The 17,847-nt window shown below is 73.0% G+C and carries 14 protein-coding genes and 1 pseudogene; 7 read left to right on the top strand and 8 right to left on the bottom strand.

Annotation, left to right across the window (positions count from 1 at the left end; genetic code table 11):
- The 4 genes from ABT095_RS09210 (at window position 1) to ABT095_RS09195 (ending at window position 6,435) form a co-directional block, all read left to right on the top strand.
- Window positions 1–1,047, top strand: a complete 1,047-nt coding sequence (locus ABT095_RS09210; RefSeq protein WP_350528683.1) for a protein kinase family protein — start codon at window positions 1–3, stop codon at window positions 1,045–1,047.
- 154 nt (window positions 1,048–1,201) lie between these two features.
- The gene (locus ABT095_RS09205) at window positions 1,202–2,899 is read left to right on the top strand and encodes a serine/threonine-protein kinase (protein WP_350528682.1); all 1,698 of its coding nucleotides are present in this window, start codon (window positions 1,202–1,204) and stop codon (window positions 2,897–2,899) included.
- A gap of 85 nt (window positions 2,900–2,984) precedes the next feature.
- Window positions 2,985–4,604, top strand: coding sequence for a succinic semialdehyde dehydrogenase (locus ABT095_RS09200; protein ID WP_350528681.1), 1,620 nt, complete (start codon window positions 2,985–2,987; stop codon window positions 4,602–4,604).
- 40 nt (window positions 4,605–4,644) lie between these two features.
- Window positions 4,645–6,435 (top strand): GMC oxidoreductase, encoded by a 1,791-nt coding sequence (locus ABT095_RS09195; RefSeq protein ID WP_350528680.1) that lies wholly within the window; start codon window positions 4,645–4,647, stop codon window positions 6,433–6,435.
- A gap of 21 nt (window positions 6,436–6,456) precedes the next feature.
- On the opposite strand, the gene ABT095_RS09190 is transcribed toward ABT095_RS09195, so the two are convergent.
- From ABT095_RS09190 to ABT095_RS09165, 6 genes are all read right to left on the bottom strand, one after another.
- Entirely contained in the window at window positions 6,457–6,993 is a 537-nt protein-coding gene (locus tag ABT095_RS09190; RefSeq protein WP_350528679.1) for a hypothetical protein, read from the bottom strand.
- The gene (locus ABT095_RS09185; protein ID WP_350528678.1) at window positions 6,994–8,649 is read right to left on the bottom strand and encodes a fatty acyl-AMP ligase; all 1,656 of its coding nucleotides are present in this window, start codon (window positions 8,647–8,649) and stop codon (window positions 6,994–6,996) included.
- On the bottom strand, window positions 8,646–8,924 hold the full coding sequence (locus ABT095_RS09180; RefSeq protein WP_350528677.1) for an acyl carrier protein: 279 nt from the start codon (window positions 8,922–8,924) through the stop codon (window positions 8,646–8,648). Before ABT095_RS09180 ends, ABT095_RS09185 begins: the two co-directional genes overlap by 4 nt.
- Before the next feature lie 29 nt (window positions 8,925–8,953).
- Window positions 8,954–9,472 (bottom strand): PaaI family thioesterase, encoded by a 519-nt coding sequence (locus ABT095_RS09175; protein ID WP_350528676.1) that lies wholly within the window; start codon window positions 9,470–9,472, stop codon window positions 8,954–8,956.
- Complete coding sequence (locus tag ABT095_RS09170; protein ID WP_350528675.1) at window positions 9,469–10,662, bottom strand: ferritin-like domain-containing protein; 1,194 nt, start codon at window positions 10,660–10,662, stop codon at window positions 9,469–9,471. Before ABT095_RS09170 ends, ABT095_RS09175 begins: the two co-directional genes overlap by 4 nt.
- A 194-nt stretch (window positions 10,663–10,856) precedes the next feature.
- Window positions 10,857–12,266, bottom strand: coding sequence for an MFS transporter (locus tag ABT095_RS09165; protein WP_350528674.1), 1,410 nt, complete (start codon window positions 12,264–12,266; stop codon window positions 10,857–10,859).
- A 925-nt stretch (window positions 12,267–13,191) separates the two neighbouring features.
- On the opposite strand from ABT095_RS09165, the gene guaA reads away from it, so the two are divergent.
- The 3 genes and pseudogenes from guaA (at window position 13,192) to ABT095_RS38840 (ending at window position 15,943) form a co-directional block, all read left to right on the top strand.
- Entirely contained in the window at window positions 13,192–14,772 is a 1,581-nt protein-coding gene (gene guaA / locus ABT095_RS09160; protein WP_350528673.1) for a glutamine-hydrolyzing GMP synthase, read from the top strand.
- 160 nt (window positions 14,773–14,932) lie between these two features.
- Window positions 14,933–15,433, top strand: a pseudogene (locus ABT095_RS38845) (DoxX family protein); the annotation flags it as partial.
- Window positions 15,434–15,481: 48 nt separating this feature from the next.
- On the top strand, window positions 15,482–15,943 hold the full coding sequence (locus tag ABT095_RS38840; RefSeq protein ID WP_502884844.1) for a QcrA and Rieske domain-containing protein: 462 nt from the start codon (window positions 15,482–15,484) through the stop codon (window positions 15,941–15,943).
- A gap of 149 nt (window positions 15,944–16,092) precedes the next feature.
- On the opposite strand, the gene ABT095_RS09150 is transcribed toward ABT095_RS38840, so the two are convergent.
- Together ABT095_RS09150 and ABT095_RS09145 are read right to left on the bottom strand one after the other, a co-directional pair.
- Entirely contained in the window at window positions 16,093–16,290 is a 198-nt protein-coding gene (locus ABT095_RS09150) for a hypothetical protein (protein ID WP_350528671.1), read from the bottom strand.
- Window positions 16,287–17,696 carry a PspC domain-containing protein gene (locus ABT095_RS09145; RefSeq protein WP_350528670.1) on the bottom strand — a complete coding sequence of 470 codons (1,410 nt, stop codon included), beginning with the start codon at window positions 17,694–17,696 and terminating at the stop codon, window positions 16,287–16,289. The genes ABT095_RS09150 and ABT095_RS09145 overlap by 4 nt, the downstream gene beginning before the upstream one ends.
- Window positions 17,697–17,847 lie beyond the last annotated feature (151 nt).

Here is a 17,847-nt window from a genome sequence, read left to right as displayed (position 1 = left end):
ATGCGCGCGGCGGGCCCCGGGCAGGTGGTGGGCGGGCGGTACCGGGTGACGGGCGAGCCGGCGGGTGGAGGTCTGCCCGCACGGGACGAAGTCACCGGTGAGTCCGTGCTGCTGCGTGCGCTGGAGCTGCCCGAGGTGTTCGACCCCGAGCTGCCCGCCGAGGGGCCGGACCCGGCGTACGGGGAGCAGGTGGCCCGGCGGGTCGCCGAGCGGACCAAGGGCGAGCCGGGCCACCCCAGGCTGCTGCGCGGCGAGTGGGTCTTCGCCGAGGGCGGGCTGCTGTGGACGGCCGAGGAGCGCCCGGCCGGAAGTGTGCCGCAGGGCCCGCTGCCGCCGTACCGGGTGGCCGAGATCGGGGCGGACCTGGCGGGGGCGCTGCACGCGCTGCACCGCGGCGGCCGCACCCACGGGAACGTCACCGCGGGCGCCGTGCTGCTCTGCGAGGACGGCGCCGCGATGCTCGGGGGGCGGCTGCCCGGGGCGGCGGAGGAGGCCCTCTGCGAGGAGCTGGGCGGCCCGGTGCCGCGCCGGGTGTACGAGGCGCGGGCGGTGCTGCTCGGCACGGTGGCCGAGCGCTGGGCGCCGGACGCCGGCCCGGAGGCGGACTGCTGGGCGCTCGGGGTGCTGCTGCACCGGCTGGCGACCGGTCACGCCCCCTACCCCGAGCAGGAGCTGACGGCGCTGCTGGCCGCCGTCCGGGACGGCGCGTACACCGTCTCCGAGCGCTGCGGGCCGCTGCGCCCCCTGGTCGAGCGGCTGCTCGCCCCGGTGGAGGCCGAGCGGCCGGGCGCGGCGCAGGCCCTGCGCTGGCTCACCGAGCTGCTGTCCTCGGCGCCGGAGCCGTACGAAACGCCGGAGCGGGCCGAGGCGCTGCCGGTGCGGCGGCCCAAGGGCCCGGTGGTGCCGCGGCAGCGCGGGGCCCTGCCGGAGCACCGCCGGCACGGACGGCCGAAGGTGCCGCCGGCCCTGCTCGGACCGCTGCTGGTCGGCGGGGTGATGGTGGCTCTGGTGGCCGCGTTGGCGGCCGTGGTGGCGTTCGCCGGCTGAGACCGGCGAGGGGCGTGGCCGGATGGGGCTGACCTGGTGCGGACCTCGTCGGCCGGGGCGCCTAATCTGTGCGTAGCAGTGGTTGTATCGGTGGTTCGGCGGTGCACCGGAACCCCTCGTCACGGTGACGGCGGGCAGGACGTAGGGGGACTCGGTGAGCGGGCAGGAGCAGTCGGCACAGGTGGGGCGGACGCTCGCCGGGCGATACGTGCTGGGCGAGAAGCTCGGGCGCGGCGGCATGGGCACCGTCTGGCGGGCCCGGGACGAGATGCTGGACCGCGAGGTGGCGGTCAAGGAGCTGACGGTCGGCCACCTGGACGACGAGGACCAGCAGATACTCCAGTCCCGGATGATGCGGGAGGCGCGGGCCGCCGCCCGGATCAAGCACCCGGGCGTGATCACCATCCACGACGTCCTCGAGCAGGACGGCCGCCCGTGGATCGTCATGGAGCTGATCGACGGCCGCTCGCTGGCCGACGTGATCAGCCAGGACGGTACCCTGCTGCCGCGCGAGGCCGCCGAGGTCGGCGCCCAGGTGCTGGCCGCGCTGCACCGGGGCCACCAGCTCGGCGTGCTGCACCGGGATGTGAAGCCGGCCAACGTGCTGCTCGAGCACAACACCGGCCGGGTGGTGCTGCTGGACTTCGGCATCGCGACCTTCGAGGGCTCGACCGAGCTGACCCGCCCGGGTGACCTGATCGGCTCGCCCGACTACCTCGCGCCGGAGCGGGCCCAGGGCGAGCGCCCCGGCGCGGCCTCCGACCTGTGGGGCCTGGGCGCCACCCTGTACGCCGCTGTCGAGGGCGAGTCGCCGTTCCGCCGGACTTCGCCGATCACCACGCTGGCCGCAGTGGTCGGCGACCCGCTGCCGGAGCCGCGCCGGGCCGGTGCGCTCGGGCCGGTGCTGGCCGCGCTGATGGCCAAGGACCCGGCCGAGCGGCCGAGCGCGGACGAGGCGCTGCGGATGCTCGCCGAGGTCACCGCCGGGCACACCGTCTCGATCAAGCAGCCGCCCAAGCCCGCGCCCGCCGAGGCCGAGGCCGAGGCGGAGGCGGAGGCCGAGCACCCGGCCGAGCCGGCGCCGGTGGCCGCCGAGCCGAAGATGCCGACCCAGTTCGTGCCGGTGGTCGACCGCGCCGTGCCCGCCCAGCCGCCGGTCGGCCAGCTGCCGCCCGTGCTGCTGGGGCACCCGACCGGCCCGACGGTGGCGCGTCAGTCCCCGCCGCCCAAGCGCCGCCGGGTGCTGCTGCCGGTGCTGGCCGCGCTGGTCGCGGGCGCCCTGGTGGCCGGCGTGACGTACGAGGTGGCCTCCGGCCGCTTCGGCGGCCGGAGCAGCGCGAACGGCGGGACGTCCACCGAGAGCCCGGCCCCGGCGGACCCGTCGGTCGGCCCGGCGCCGGACGGCTACACCTGGACGCAGGACCACGAGGGCTTCCGCTTCCCGCTGCCCGAAGGCGGCAAGTGGGTGCGCACCACGGACAGCCACAACCAGATCTTCTACTCGCCCGACGGCAAGGTGCACTACCTGCAGTTCGCGGTGGCCGTCGGCCAGTCGCTGGCGCCCTACGACCACCTGGACCAGTTGGAGCAGGACGTCAAGAAGGGCAAGAACATCAAGGACTACCAGCAGATCGACCTCTCCGAGGTGAAGATCAACGGCCAGCAGGCCGCGCACTGGGAGTTCACCTACACGGTGGTCAAGGACGGCACCCGCCGCCACGTGCGGGAGACGGAGTTCCGGGACGAGAGCGGGACCTCGTACACGATCTACCAGTCCGGCCCGGAGACGGACTCGGCGGACGGGGAGCGGCTCTTCACCGCCGTGCTGAACAACTTCACCCCGACCAGATGACGGGTTGGCGCAAGCGTTCGGCCCCGGTCATTTGGTGTTACCGACGGGTACCAAACGGCGGCCCGACGCCTTAGGCTTGCCCGTCATGACGGACACCACGGCAGACCGCAGCACCACTCCGCGCAACCCGGCCGCGCCGGGCTCGGGCCGGACCGTCGCCTCGGCGGTCCCCGCGTCCCTGATCGCCCGCCTGGCCAAGGGCGTCACCGCCGGCCCCGACGCCGAGCAGGTGCACACCACCGCCCCGCTCACCGGCGACCGGCTGGCCACCCTGCCGCTCTCCACCGAGCAGGACGTGGCCACCGCGTACGAGAAGGCCCGGGCCGCCCAGCAGCGGTGGGCCCAGCTGCCCGTCCGCCACCGGGCCGCCGTGCTGCTGCGCTTCCACGACCTGCTGCTCAAGCGGCAGGACGAGGTGCTCGACCTCATCCAGGCCGAGACCGGCAAGGCCCGGCTGCACGCCTTCGAGGAGGTGCTGGCCGCCGCCATGGCCGCCCGCCACTACGGGCGCAAGGCCTCCGCCTACCTGCGCGACCGCCGCCGCTCCGGCGCCGTGCCGGGCCTCACCCACGCGATCGAGGCCCGCCGCCCCAAGGGCGTGATCGGCCAGATCTCCCCGTGGAACTACCCGCTCGAGCTCTCCGTCGGCGACGCGCTGCCCGCCTTCGTGGCCGGCAACGCCGTGGTCAACAAGCCCGACACCCAGACCGCGCTCACCGCGCTGTGGGCCCGCGAACTGCTGGTCGAGGCCGGCCTGCCCGCCGACCTGTGGCAGATCGTGGTCGGCGACGGCCCGGTGGTCGGCCCGCTGGTGGTCGACGGCGCCGACTACGTCTCCTTCACCGGCTCCACCCGCACCGGCCGCGAGGTGGCCCAGAAGGCCGCCGCCCGCCTGGTCGGCGCCTCGCTGGAGCTCGGCGGCAAGAACGCCCTGCTGGTGCTCGCCGACGCCGACCTGGACAAGGCCGCCGAGGGCGCGGTGCGGGCCTGCTTCTCCTCCGCCGGGCAGCTGTGCATCTCGATCGAGCGGCTCTTCGTGCACCGCTCGGTGGCCGACGACTTCCTGGCCCGCTTCGCCGCCCGTACCAGCGCGCTGCGCCTGGGCGGCGGCCTGGCCTACGGCGCCGAGATGGGCTCGCTGGTCTCCGAGCGCCAGCTCGAGGTCGTCACCCGGCACGTCGAGGAGGCCGTCAAGGCCGGGGCCACCGTGCTGGCCGGCGGCCAGGCCCGCCCCGAGCTCGGCCCGCTCTTCTTCGAGCCGACCGTCCTGGACGGGGTCACCCCCGAGATGGCCGTCTGCGCCGAGGAGACCTTCGGCCCGGTCGTCTCGGTCTACCGCTTCGACACCGAGGCGGAGGCCGTCGCGGCGGCCAACGCGACCTCCTACGGTCTCAACTCCAGCGTCTGGACCAAGGACCTGCGCCGCGGCCGGGCCGTCGCCGCCCAGCTGCGCACCGGCACCGTCAACGTCAACGAGGCCTACGCGGCCGCGTACGGCTCGGTCGCCTCGCCGATGGGCGGCATGGGCGACTCGGGCCTGGGCCGCCGGCACGGCTCGGAGGGCATCCTGCGCTACACCGAGGCGCAGACCGTGGCCACCCAGAAGCTGCTGCCGATCGGGCCCTCGATGGGCCTGACCGACGAGAAGTTCGCGGCCCTGTTCACCACGGGCCTGAAGGCGATGAAGGCGATCGGCTTCAAGTAAGCCACCCCCGGGACAACCCTTCGCTAAGGAGCGGCGGCACATGGCAGGCGAGGAAACTCCTGAGTTCGACTACGACGTGGTCGTGATCGGCTCGGGCTTCGGCGGTTCGGTCTCGGCGCTGCGGCTGACCGAGAAGGGGTACCGGGTCGCCGTCCTGGAGGCGGGGCGCCGGTTCACCCGGGAGGAGCTGCCCAAGAACTCCTGGGACGTGGCCAACTACCTCTGGGCGCCCGCGCTCGGGCTGTACGGCATCCAGCGGATCCACCTGCTGGCCAACGTCCTGGTGCTCGGCGGGGCCGGGGTCGGGGGAGGCTCGCTCAACTACGCCAACACCCTGTACGTGCCGCCGAAGGCGTTCTTCGAGGACCGCCAGTGGCAGCACATCACCGACTGGGAGGCGGAGCTCGCGCCGTTCTACGACCAGGCGCAGCGGATGCTCGGGGTGCGGACCAACCCGACCATGACGCCCTCCGACGTCCACCTGAAGGCCGCCGCCGAGACCATGGGGGTGGGCGACACCTTCCACATGGCGCCGGTCGGGGTGTTCTTCGGTGACGGCGAGGACGCCGAGGGCGCCGCCAAGGCCGCCCCCGGCACCGAGGTGGCGGACCCGTACTTCGGCGGCGAGGGCCCGAGCCGCCGGGCCTGCACCGAGTGCGGGGAGTGCATGACCGGCTGCCGGCACGGCGCCAAGAACATGCTCACCGAGAACTACCTCTTCCTGGCCGAGAAGAACGGCGCCGAGATCCACCCGCTGACCACGGTCGAACGGCTGCGCCCGCTCGGTGACGCCGGCACGGGCGAGGGCTTCGCGGTGGACGTGCGCCGCACCAACTCCCGCTCCAACGACCGGGTCAAGGCCGGGGCGCGGACCATCACGGCCGCCCGGGTGGTGGTCGCGGCGGGCACCTACGGCACCCAGATGCTGCTGCACAAGATGCGCGACCGGGGCCACCTGCCGGCGATCTCGGCCAGGCTCGGCGAGCTGACCCGGACCAACTCCGAGGCGATCGTGGGCGCTTCGACCACCGACAAGCGCTACGGGGAGCGCGTCGACTTCACCCGGGGCGTGGCGATCACCTCCTCGATCCACCCGGACGCCAACACCCACATCGAGCCCGTCCGCTACGGCCGGGGCTCGAACTCGATGGGCGCGCTGAGCATCCAGCAGGTGCCCGGGGCCGGGCGCGGTCCGCGCTGGCTGCGGTACGCCGTCACGGCGGCCCGGCACCCGGTGATCTTCGCGCAGTCGATGAACCAGCACCGGTGGTCGGAGAAGACCATCATCGGGCTGGTCATGCAGTCGCTGGACAACTCGATCACCGTCTCGCTGAAGAAGAGCGGCCCCGGCAAGGGCAAGCTCACCTCGACCCAGGGCCACGGCACGCCGAACCCGACCTGGATCCCGGCCGCCGAGGAGGCGGCGCAAGCACTGGCCACCGAGATCAACGGCTTCGCGGGCATGACCCTCGGCGAGGTCTTCGACATCCCGCTGACCGCCCACTTCATCGGCGGCTGCCCGATCGCGGACAGCCCCGAGCAGGGCGTGGTCGACCCGTACCACCGGCTCTACGGCTACCCGGGGATCAGCGTGGTGGACGGTTCGGCGATCTCGGCCAACCTGGGGGTGAACCCCTCGCTGACCATCACCGCGCAGGCGGAGCGGGCGATGTCGATGTGGCCGAACCAGGGCGAGGCGGACGCGCGCCCGGCCCAGGGCGAGACGTACCGGCCGGTGCCGGCCGTCACGCCGGTGAGCCCGGCGGTGCCGGCGGGGGCGTTCGGCCAGCTGCTGCTGCCGGTGCCGAAGGTGCCGCCGCGCGAGAGCTGAGGCGGCACCTCCGGGCCCGGGTCAGGACGCGGGCAGGGTGATCCGGAGCAGGTAGGAGCAGGACCCGGTGTGGGCCTTCTGGCAGAGGCCGACACCGGGCTCCAGGGCGGCCGGCAGCTCCATCGCCTGCAGCCAGCCGGTCAGCCGCTCGCCCGGGCCGCAGTGGTACTCCTTGGCGATGCCCGCCCGCTCGACGCCCTTGTGGGCGAAGCAGGTGTCGACCTGCACGGTGTGGTCGGTGCCCTCGGCCGTCTCCTCGAAACTGTCCCGGGCGGAGAACAGCGAGCCGAGGTAGAGCTCGACGGCCGCGTCGTACAGTGCGCGGTACTGCTCGGCCGTCTCGACCTTCTCGACGCCGAGGGAGCGCATCAGGCGCAGCATCTCCTGGCGGCCGAACTCGCGGACCACCTGGATGTTCGCCTCGTTCGCGCCGTCGACGCCCTTGGCCATCGCGGTCTGGTAGAACCAGAGGCCGTCGGTGGCCATCCAGGAGCGGCGCAGCAGCTCCTCGCGCTGGACGGCGGTCAACTCCTGGGCAGACGTGGGCTGTTCGCTCATCTACGACTCCGTGGCGGGGTGGGCTGGCGCGGCGTACTGCTCGTAGAGGGCCTGGTAGCCGTGGCGCCGCAGCTTGCCGCTGGACGTCCGGGGCAGGCGGCCCTTGCGGACCGGGAGCACGGCGCGGGGGGCGATGCCGAGAGTGCTCGAGACGGCGTAACGCACTTGGTCGGCAAGGGTGTTGCGGGCTTCGGGCGCCGTCTCGCGGGTCTCCACGAACACTACCAACCCTTCTCCGTCCTCGAAGGGTATTCCGGCGGCCAGCACTCCGTCGGGGACGGCGCCCGGGCAGCCGGCGGCCAGCGCCTCGATGTCGGCGGCGTAGTAGTTGCGGCCGAAGACGATGACCATCTCCTTCGTCCGCCCCACGACGAAGAGTTCACCGTCGTGGCGGAAGCCCAAGTCCCCGGTGTCCACCCAGCCGTCGGCTCCGGCGGTGGAGCCGTCCTCGTAGCCGCTGGTCACCGAGGCGCCCCGGATCTGGATCGAGCCGACGGCCGGCTCGGCGGCGAGCGGGGCGCCCGAGGGGTCGACCAGTCGCAGCTCGGTGCCGTCGACCGGTACCCCGACCGAGGCCAACTCCCGTGCACCGTCCGGCTCCTGGCTCTCGGCGACGGTGCCTTCGGCGAGCGCCTCGCGGTCGACCAGCAGGGTGCGTACGGCCCGGCCGACCGGCGGGAAGGTGACGGCCAGCGAGCCCTCGGCCAGGCCGTAGACCGGCAGGAAGGCCTCGGGCCGGAAGCCCGCGGGGGCGAAGTGGGCCGAGAAGCGGCGCAGCAGGGCGGTGTCGACCGCCTCGGCGCCGTTGAGTGCGAGGCGCCAGCGGGAGAGGTCGTACTCCGCGACCTGCTCGGGGCCGGTCTTGTGCAGGGCGTGCAGGTAGCCGGAGTTGGGGGCGGTGCTGATGGTGACGCCGTGCTCGCTGATGATCCGCAGCCAGCGGCCCGGGTCGCGCAGGAAGTCCTCCGGCGGCTGGAGGAAGGTCTCGATGTCGTTCAGCACCGGGGTGAGGAACATCCCGATCAGGCCCATGTCGTGGAAGAGCGGCAGCCAACTGCCGCTCACGTCCTGCTCGGTGACGCCGAGGCCGGCCACGATCGCGTCGATGTTGGCCCGCAGGTTGGCGTGGCTGAGGATCACCCCCTTGGGGGCCGAGCTGGTGCCGGAGGTGTACTGGATCAGCGCGGGCGCATCCTCGGGCACCGGGACGTACTCGGGGGCGCCGGCCCGGCAGGAGCCCACGTCGAGCACGGTGAACCGGCCCTGCTCCTGGGGCAGCAGGGGCCCGAGCAGCTCGGCCAGCACGCCCTCGGTGAGCACCCGCTCGACCCGGGACTGCCGCATCGCCAGGCCGATCCGGTGGGCGTAGACCTCGAGCGGGGCGAAGCGGATCGGCGGGGGCAGCGGCACCGGCACGGCGCCCGCCGCGAGCACGCCGAAGAAGGCGCGGGCGAAGTCGGGCGAGGTCGGCAGGGCGAGGCCCACCCGCTCCCCGCGCCCGACTCCGCGCTCCAGCAAGCCGCAGGCCAACTGACCTGCTTCGAGATGGAGTTGGGCGAAACCGACCCGCTCGGTCTCCTTGCCGCCGCGGAAGACCCGCAGGGCGCGTCCGGTGTCGCGGTCGGCCACGGACCGCAGCGCGTCGGTCAGGCTCATGAGGCCGCAGCACCCTCACGGTCGAGCTCGCCGGCCAGCTCGCGCACCAGCGCCCGGTACTCGCCGACGGTCTGGATGCGGAAGGTGACGTCGGCCTCGATCTCGATGTCGAAGGCCTTCTCCGTCTTCAGGATGATCTGCAGCACCCGCATCGAGTCGACGCCCGGCAGCTCGCGGAAGTGGGAGTCGGCGGTGATCTGCTCGGCCGGGATGCCGAGTTCGGCGGCGATGATCTCGGTGACCTGCTGCTCGGTGCTGTGCTGGTCGGTACTCATGGAACTTCCCCCTGGTGAGACGCGGATGGTCACGACTGGTTGGAGCTGCGCAGGGCCTGGGCCAGGCCGGTGGGCAGCCGGTCCTCGGAGGCGTCCAGCACCTCGTCGGTGAGCAGGTAGAAGGTGCCGTCGGCGGCGGCGACCAGGCCCCCGTCGGCCTGCTCGATCCGGCCGGTGGCGCGGACGGACTCGTCCGCCCGGACGGTGGTCTCGGCACTGACCAGGTACTCGGTGTCGGTGCGCATGGGTTGGGCGTAGCGGATGCGCAGCCCGGCGGTGAAGGCCGAGGTGCGGCCCGAGCGGTAGACCGCCTGGGCGAGCAGTTCGTCCAGCACGGCGGCCACGATGCCGCCGTGGACGACGCCGGGGAAGGACTCGTAGTCGGCCCCGAGCTTGACGCTCGCCCGGTAGCCCTCGCCCTCGGGCTCGATGACCAGCCGCAGGCCGATCGGGTTCTTCGGGGCGCAGCCGAAGCAGTTGGAGACCGCCTCCGCGGTCAGGGATTCGGGCACGCCGATCTCCTCGTGGTCGGTCGAAGTCCTGGTCACACCAGCGAGCGCAGCTTGCGCTTGATGTCGCGGGAGTTCTCGATCGAGTCGTCCTCGGCGAGGCGGCGGACCATCGCGAGCACCTTGGCGTCGGCGGCGTCGGTGGCGCCGGCCTGGATGGTCTCGATCCGCCGGATGCCCTTGGCGGAGGTGGAGTGCGGGTAGAAGTGCCCGGCCGGGTGCTTGAGGCCCTCGCTGCGGTCGGCCAGCCAGACGTAGGCCATCTTCAGCGCCTCGACCTGGTTCTCGACCCGCCCGTCGCACAGCTCCTGGCTGAAGACGTAGAAGGCGCGCGCGTGCCGGGACTCGTCGCGGCCGAGCAGCTTCCAGATCCGCTTGATCACCGGCTCCTTGGTGTCGGCGGCCAGGCGCTGGTAGAGCTCGGCGGCGCGGGCCTCGGAGATGATGTTCATCATCAGGGTGCCCGCCTGGGTCGAGCCCATCGGGTAGGGCTCGCGCTTGTAGAGGGCGTGCTTGGAGCGGATCTTCACCCCGATCCGGTCCAGGTAGCGGGCCTGGACCAGCGAGTGCCGGGCCTCCTCGGCGCCCCACATCAGGGCCCAGGAGGAGAAGCTGGTCTCGCCCTCCCACTCGCGCAGGAAGTTGTGCGCGCCCGGCAGGGTGCCGAACTCGATGATCGCGGCCTCGGTGAGGTAGTCGATCTCGTCCTCCTGGAGCAGGCCGGCGTCCAGGCTCGCGAAGTCGATCTCCTTCCAGTCCCACCGGGTGGTCTCGAACCAGTCGAAGATCTTGTTGTAGGTCATGTCCAGGTAGAAGTCGGTGTACAGCTGGTCCTGGGCCAGCGAGTGGTACGCCCGCAGGCCGATGTCGACCCGGTCGGTGAGGCCGAAGCCCTCGAAGGCGGCGGCCGCGACGAAGTCCTCGATGTCCAGCGCCTCGGCCCAGGAGGGCACCGGCCCGGCCGCGTCGGCGCCCACCACGTAGGCCCGGGTCTTGGCGTGGGCCTCGTTCGCCCGCAGCTTCTCGACCAGCTCGGGCCGCCCGCCGCCGGTGTGGCCGGCGTAGACCACGGCCAGCTCGGCGTCGGGGGCCAGCTCGTTCAGGTACCGCTCGAAGGCGGCGGGCTCGACCCGGTCGACGGCGATCTCGCCGAAGCGGGCCAGTGACAGCTGCTCCGCCAGGACGGTGCCCGGCAGGCAGTCGACGAAGGCGACGCGCAGGTTGCTCATGGTGAAGGTCCTCTCCACGTGAAGGGAATGACCGCAGGCGGGAGCCCGCCCACGGCGGGCCGGCCGGTCGTCGGCGCCGTGCGGGGCAGCCGGTGACGCCGGGCATGGCGGTGCCGTGGTGCGGGGGGACGCGGTGCGGGTGGTGTGGTGCGGTAGGGCGCGGTGCCGGGGAGGGTGGTGCGGCGGTGCGGGTGTTACCGGACGGGCAGCTCGGTGTCGGAGGCCACCGAGGCGGGGGAGTCGAGGGCCGGCCGGGGGCTCATGCCGAGCGCCGGTGCGGCGCCGAGCAGCATGAACAGGCCGACGGTGATGCAGGTGTCCAGGTACGCGTGGTGGGCGTCGTCGTACGTCCGGGGCGTGCCCATCACGGCGACCAGCAGGCTGATGCCGAGCACGCTGCCGATCTGGCGGCTCATGTTGACGACCGCGCTGCCGGTGGAGAACCGCTCGGCCGGGAGCCCGGCCGCGGCGGTGGACAGGATGGTCGGCAGGGCCAGGCCCACGCCCACGCCGCCGACCAGCCAGCCGGGCAGCAGCTCGGTGGCGTAGTGCGGCTCACGCCCGACCATCAGGGCCATCGCCAGTGCGCCGGCCCCGCAGAGCAGGCAGCCGGCCGCGGCGATCCGGCCGACCGGGACGCGCCCGGCGAACCGGCCCGCCAGCAGGGCGGCGACCGGCACCAGCAGCGGCCCGGGAGCCACCGCGAGCCCGGTGCGCAGTGCGGACCAGTGCCAGACGTTCTGCATCCACAGGATGGCGCTGAGCAGGTTGGCCGCGAAGCCGGCGCTGAACGCCAGCACCGCGACGTTGGCCCAGCTGAACTCCCGCAGCCGCAGCAGGGCCGGCTCCACCACCGGGGCTTCGTGGCGCCGCGAGCGGAGCCAGAAGGCCGCCACACCCAGGGCCGCGGCGGCCAGCACCAGCGTGGTGCGCACCCCGGGCCAGTCGTTGACCTTGACCAGCCCCAGGGCGAGCAGGCCGATGGCGGCGGTCAGCAGACCGGCGCCGACCAGGTCGGGCGCCTTGCCGACGCGCTCGTCCCGGGAGTCCGGCACCAGCTTGGCGGCGGCGGCCAGGGCGAGCACGCCGATCGGCAGGTTGACCAGGAAGACCCAGCGCCAGGAGGCGCTGACCAGCAGCCCGCCGAACACCGGCCCGGCCGCGGCGGCCAGGGCGGCCGAGGCCGACCAGACCCGCACGGCGGCGGCCCGCTTCTCGGGCGGGAAGACGTGCAGCAGCAGCCCGAGGCTGGCCGGGGTCAGCGCGGCCGCGCCCAGGGCCTGGAGCACCCGGAAGAGCACCAGCTGCCAGAGCGAGGTCGCCACCGCGCAGGCCCCGGAGGCCAGCGTGAACAGCGCGACTCCGTACAGGAAGCCGTTCTTGCGCCCGAAGCGGTCGGCCAGCCGCCCGAGCGGGACGAGCAGGGCGGCGAAGACGATCGCATAAGCGTTGAGCACCCACGAAAGGTCGGCCAGCGAGGACTGCTTGAACTCCTTGCCGATGTCGGCGAACGCGACGTTGACGATGAAGAGATCCAGACCGGCCATGAAGGCGGCCAACGACAGGATCGCGAGGACCATCCGTGCCTTGCGCGGGGTGACCATGAGCGCCACCGTAACCATGCGGAGGAACGGTGAACAAGGATTTTCTGAAGTCAATTTCCTTGCGGGAAACGGAAGATGATCATCAGTCAGAATTCCCGCTCGAGCCCGGACGGGGGCAGGGCAAAGGGCCCCGCCGGGGGAAACGGGGCCCTTTGTCGTTCAGCACGCGGCGTCAGGGCTGCGCCGGGTGCTGGGCGACGGCGCCGGGGGATGAGCGCCGTCTCGTCACAGTGGTTCATGGAGGCACTGGTTCACTGAGCGTGAGGTGATAACCGTTGTCACCAGTGCTCGCTCGGAGGGCTCGGTCGGGGTGGGGCGACTGCCTGTACCCAGCATCGTGGGGGACGGAAGCCTTGCTGTGCAACCGATTCGACGCAGTTCGGCACAGTCCAATTTCTGGCGGCCGTCCTGCCGTACCATGCCCGCCGCACTTCGTGGGCGCAGCGCCGGGTGGGCGGCGACGACTACGCAGCGTAGTAGGTGAGGGGTCGGGGCGGCGCGGCGACGGGCCCCGGGCGTCCCCGGGAGCCGCCGCCGCGCCCCCACTTCGTTCCAGTCACGGCCGGGTCCGCTGTCCCCTGCATGCCGGCCGCAGCACCCGCGCACGGTCCCACGGCGGGCCGCACCCGGTGAGGGAGTCGGCAGCGCCACGTGCGCCGGTGGACTGAGAGAGGTTGTCCACGCGTGGTTCGGTGTCCGCCCGCCCGCGGCCCGCACCTGGGAGGTGCGACGCGTCCGTGCGGCCCGCCCGGAACAACGCGCGGCCGTCGGCCCTGGTCACGGCGGGCGGGCACGGCAAGCGGGTGAAGTCGGGACGTACGGGCCACCCCGGTAGAATCGGTGGTGACCCCACCCGTCACCCGCCGTCGGCCTCCCCAGGGCCGGCTGCGCGCGACACCTCCCGATCGCTGCCGGAAGGCCGTCCGTGACCTCTGCTACCCCCGACCACTCCGCACTCGACACCGTTCTCGTCGTCGACTTCGGTGCCCAGTACGCCCAGCTCATCGCCCGTCGGGTGCGTGAGGCGCGGGTCTACAGCGAGATCGTGCCCAGCTCCATGCCGGTCGCCGAGATGCTCGCCAAGAACCCGAAGGCGATCATCCTCTCCGGCGGCCCGTCCTCGGTCTACGAGGAGGGCGCGCCGCGCCTGGACCGCGCGATCTTCGAGGCCGGGGTGCCGGTCTTCGGCATGTGCTACGGCTTCCAGCTGATGGCCATCACCCTCGGCGGCACCGTGGACAACTCCGGTGCCCGTGAGTACGGCCGCACCCCGCTGCACGTCGGCAAGACCGGCTCGACCCTCTTCGAGGGCACCCCCGCCGAGCAGTCGGTCTGGATGTCGCACGGCGACGCCTGCTCCGCCGCCCCCGAGGGCTTCACCGTCACCGCCTCCACCGACGTGGTGCCGGTCGCCGCGTTCGAGAACGACGAGGCGAAGCTGTACGGCGTCCAGTACCACCCCGAGGTGCTGCACTCCACGCACGGCCAGCAGATCCTGGAGCACTTCCTCTACCGCGGCGCCGGCCTCGCCCCGACCTGGACCACCGTCAACGTGGTCGACGAGCAGGTCGCGCTGATCAAGGAGCAGGTCGGCGACAAGCGCGCCATCTGCGGCCTGTCCGGCGGCGTGGACTCGGCCGTCGCGGCGGCACTCGTGGCCCGCGCCATCGGCGACCAGCTGACCTGCGTGTACGTCGACCACGGTCTGATGCGCAAGGGCGAGACCGAGCAGGTCGAGAAGGACTTCGTGGCCGCGACCGGCGTCAAGCTCAAGGTCGTGGACGCCGAGGAGCGCTTCCTGACCGCGCTGGCCGGGGTCTCCGACCCCGAGACCAAGCGCAAGATCATCGGCCGTGAGTTCATCCGCGTCTTCGAGCAGGCGCAGGCCGAGATCATCGCGGACGAGGGCCCGGCCGTCGGCTTCCTGGTCCAGGGCACCCTGTACCCGGACGTGGTGGAGTCCGGCGGCGGCACCGGCACCGCCAACATCAAGTCCCACCACAACGTCGGCGGCCTGCCCGACGACATCGAGTTCGAGCTCGTCGAGCCGCTGCGCAAGCTGTTCAAGGACGAGGTCCGGATGGTCGGCCAGGAGCTCGGCCTGCCGGAGGAGATCGTCCAGCGCCAGCCGTTCCCCGGCCCGGGCCTGGGCATCCGGATCGTCGGTGAGGTCACCAAGGAGCGGCTCGACCTGCTCCGCGAGGCCGACGCCATCGCCCGCGAGGAGCTGACCAAGGCCGGCCTGGACCGCGAGATCTGGCAGTGCCCGGTCGTGCTGCTCGCCGACGTCCGCAGCGTCGGCGTCCAGGGCGACGGCCGTACCTACGGCCACCCGATCGTGCTGCGCCCGGTCTCCTCCGAGGACGCCATGACGGCCGACTGGTCGCGCCTGCCCTACGAGGTGCTGGCGAAGATCTCGACCCGGATCACCAACGAGGTCAAGGACGTCAACCGGGTGGTGCTCGACTGCACCTCCAAGCCCCCGGGCACCATCGAGTGGGAGTGATCCCGTAAGCAGCTGAACACCCGCGCCGCCGTTCCCGTACCAGAGGGAGCGGCGGCGCGGTTGTCCGTGCGGGCGCCTTGAGCACGGAACACGTCCGGGAACGGGCAGAATCGGACCGGACCTGTCAGTGGATGACGGGCCGTGAGACAAAGGGGACGGCATGACGGCGGGGCTACGGGATTCGCAGCAGGGCGGGGTCGAGGTCCTGCGGGAGACCGCCACGCGGTACGCGCTGCTGCCGCTGCGGCTCTTCCTCGGGGTGACCTTCGTCTACGCCGCCTTCGACAAGCTCTCCGACGCGCACTACCTGGCGGGCGCCGCCGACCAGGCCTCCTTCTACGCGCAGACCAAGGCCGTCAAGGCGCACAGCCCGATCGGCTGGGGGCTCGGGCCCGCACTGGACCACCCGACCTTCTTCGCCGTGCTGATCGCCTTCGGCGAGCTGGCCGTCGGCCTGGGGACGCTGTTCGGGCTGTGGGGGCGGATCGCGGCGGCCGGGGGCGCGCTGCTCAATCTCACGCTCTGGCTCACCGTCAGCTGGAACATCAGCCCGTACTACCTCGGCAACGACCTCCCGTACCTGATGGCCTGGACGCCGCTGCTGCTGGCCGGCACCCCGTACTTCTCGGTGGACGGCTACCTCGCGCGGCGGGCCCAGCGGGACCGGGCGCGTGGCGTGAGCGAGCAGGGCATCCGGCGGCGGTCGGTGATGGACGGCGGGATCGCGGCGGTCGCGCTCGGCGGGGCCGGGCTGCTGGCCGGCTCCCTGACGGCCACCTTCGGGCGGACCAGGAAGACCACGGCCACCGCCCCCTCGGCAGCGCCGCAGCCGACGGCGGCCTCTGGCGGCTCCGGCGGCGCCAAGGTCTCGGTGGCCGCCGCGAGCGTGCCGGTCGGCGGCTCGGCCCAGGTCAAGGACCCGGCCTCGGGGGACGTGGTCTACATCGTGCAGCCCAAGGCCGGGCAGTACTGCGGCCTCTCCTCCGTCTGCACCCACTCCGGCTGCGCGGTGGACGCCCCCAAGGACGGCAAGCTCTACTGCCCCTGCCACGGCTCCCGCTTCGACGCCGCCACCGGCGCCGTGATCAACGGCCCGGCCACCAAGCCCCTCCCCAAGTACACCGTCACCAAGAACGGCGACCAGCTCGACCTGGGGGCACAGCAGGCCTGACGGCCGGTCGGCTCCGCCGCTCCAGGGTCAGTTGCACGACCAAGGGGCGCGAGGAACTGCGCGAGATCGGAAGGCGACGACCTGTGCCCTTCCGTCTTCGCGCAGTTCCTCGCGCCCCCAGGTGTTGCCACCGGCTCGTCTGCCGAGCGCTAGCGCCGTCCCCGGCGGGCCATCGCGAGCACCGCGGCCGCCAGACCGGCCCCGCCGAGGGTGATGAAGGCGGCGGGGATCACCAGGTGGCCGTTGACCGTCCGGTCGTTCAGCGAGGCGACCAGGTAGAGGACGGCGATCACGGCGAAGAACGCGCCGGAGATCAGGGAGAAGAGGTCGAGCGGGTGCTTCCTCATAGGGCCTGCTCCAGGTGGATGTCGCCGATGCCGACGTAGACGGTGAGGTCGAGGTTGCCCTTGGCGGGCAGCCCGCCCGCCGGGCCGAGGGTGTAGTCGCGGTTGTTGGCCACGCCCGAGCTGGAGCTGTCGTTCGGCAGCCGCACGTCGCCGATCGCGTTGCGGACCTTCACGTGCGTGGTGACGTCCTTGGGGACGGTCACGTACGCGTCGCCGGCGCCGAGCCTGACAGTGGTGCTCAGAGTCGCCCCGGCCGGAGCCAGGCCGGAGAGGTCCAGCCGCAGGTCGCCGGCCCCCAGGCTGTACTCGGACCGCAGCTCGGCGGCGGTCACCGGTGCCCAGGAGCGGTCCCCGAAGGCCTCGCCCACGGTGGTGTCCCGGACCCCGAAGGTGCCCGCCAGGGCGACGGTGAGCACCAGCGCCGGGAGGGTCAGCCCCTTCGCCCGGCCGAACTTCGCGCCGATCAGCAGCGGCACCGCGAGCCCGAGCAGGGCCGCCGCGAGCACGGTGGAGAGCTTGGCGTCGCCGTGCGGTTCGGTCGCGGCCCAGGCCAGCGCGCCGCCGCCGGCGCCCAGGAGCAGGCCGAGCGGGCCGAGGAAGGAGTGCTGGCGGCGCGGCTTCGCCACCGCCGGAGGAGCGGGCCGATCGGGGCCCGGGCCCTTGCGCAGCGGGTCCCCCTCGGGGAGGTCGGTGCGCTTCCACCAGGGCTCGGCCGGGGCGCCGGGCGGCGGGGTGTGGCCGGAGTACGGGTTGCGCTCGGGGTGGCGCGGATCCCACAGGTACCCCGAGGGGCCGGTCGGCGGAGTGTCCGCCGGGCGCTCCGCCTCGGCCTGCCGCTGTGCGCGCATCTGCTCCTGCATATGGGCCTTCCACCCCTCCCACTCGGGCTTGAAGTCACGGGCCAGCTGCTCTTTCCAGGCCGGCCAGTCCACGTGCTGGTGCCAGGCCTCGCCCATCGGGCCGCGCCGGCGGCGGCGGTGCCGCTCGGGGTCGTACCGGACGGCCAGGAAGACCAGGCCGCAGAGCAGCAGCAGCGGGAAGAGCTGCCCGCCGTCGTCCATCGAGGAGAAGAACACCCCGGTGCCGATCACGGTCAGCAGCACCGCGCCCACCGACTGCCCGTCCACCCGCCCGGTCAGCACCCGCTGCAGCTCGGTCCGGCCCTCCCGGCCCTCGGCCGGCTCGCGCGGCACGATCAGCCAGCCCAGGCCGTACAGGAAGAGGCCGAGCCCGCCGGAGAGGCAGAGCACCGCCGTGACGACGCGGAAGACCACCGGGTCGATGTCCAGGTGCCGGCCGAGGCCGCCGCACACCCCCGCCACCACGCGGTGCTCGTCGCTGCGGGTGAGGGGTGGGCGGGCCGCCGGGGGCTGCTCCGCCGTGCTGGTGGTCTGGTCGTCCGTCATGCCTCCATCCTGACGGTCCGCCGGTGCTCCGCCCAAGCTCCTGGGGCCCGGGACGGACCCTGAACCGACCCTGAGACGCAGCTCGGGGGCGGACCCTGATGCGCGCGGGCCCGCCCGCGTGTGACCATCGGGGCGTGGCAGCCCCCGGAAC

Source organism: Kitasatospora sp. NPDC002227 (genome assembly GCF_040296285.1).
GTDB lineage: Bacteria > Actinomycetota > Actinomycetes > Streptomycetales > Streptomycetaceae > Kitasatospora.
This window is presented reverse-complemented; position numbering and strand designations above follow the sequence as displayed.

What these genes read in the sequence shown, in the direction of transcription:
- ABT095_RS09200 (WP_350528681.1), top strand. Translation starts at nt 2,985, where the DNA reads ATGACGGACACCACGGCAGACCGCAGCACCACTCCGCGCAACCCGGCC.
- ABT095_RS38840 (WP_502884844.1), top strand. Translation starts at nt 15,482, where the DNA reads ATGGACGGCGGGATCGCGGCGGTCGCGCTCGGCGGGGCCGGGCTGCTG.
- ABT095_RS09145 (WP_350528670.1), bottom strand. Translation starts at nt 17,696, where the DNA reads ATGACGGACGACCAGACCACCAGCACGGCGGAGCAGCCCCCGGCGGCC.
- ABT095_RS09170 (WP_350528675.1), bottom strand. Translation starts at nt 10,662, where the DNA reads ATGAGCAACCTGCGCGTCGCCTTCGTCGACTGCCTGCCGGGCACCGTC.
- ABT095_RS09185 (WP_350528678.1), bottom strand. Translation starts at nt 8,649, where the DNA reads ATGAGCCTGACCGACGCGCTGCGGTCCGTGGCCGACCGCGACACCGGA.
- ABT095_RS09195 (WP_350528680.1), top strand. Translation starts at nt 4,645, where the DNA reads ATGGCAGGCGAGGAAACTCCTGAGTTCGACTACGACGTGGTCGTGATC.
- ABT095_RS09190 (WP_350528679.1), bottom strand. Translation starts at nt 6,993, where the DNA reads ATGAGCGAACAGCCCACGTCTGCCCAGGAGTTGACCGCCGTCCAGCGC.
- ABT095_RS09165 (WP_350528674.1), bottom strand. Translation starts at nt 12,266, where the DNA reads ATGGTCACCCCGCGCAAGGCACGGATGGTCCTCGCGATCCTGTCGTTG.
- ABT095_RS09210 (WP_350528683.1), top strand. Translation starts at nt 1, where the DNA reads ATGCGCGCGGCGGGCCCCGGGCAGGTGGTGGGCGGGCGGTACCGGGTG.
- ABT095_RS09150 (WP_350528671.1), bottom strand. Translation starts at nt 16,290, where the DNA reads ATGAGGAAGCACCCGCTCGACCTCTTCTCCCTGATCTCCGGCGCGTTC.
- ABT095_RS09180 (WP_350528677.1), bottom strand. Translation starts at nt 8,924, where the DNA reads ATGAGTACCGACCAGCACAGCACCGAGCAGCAGGTCACCGAGATCATC.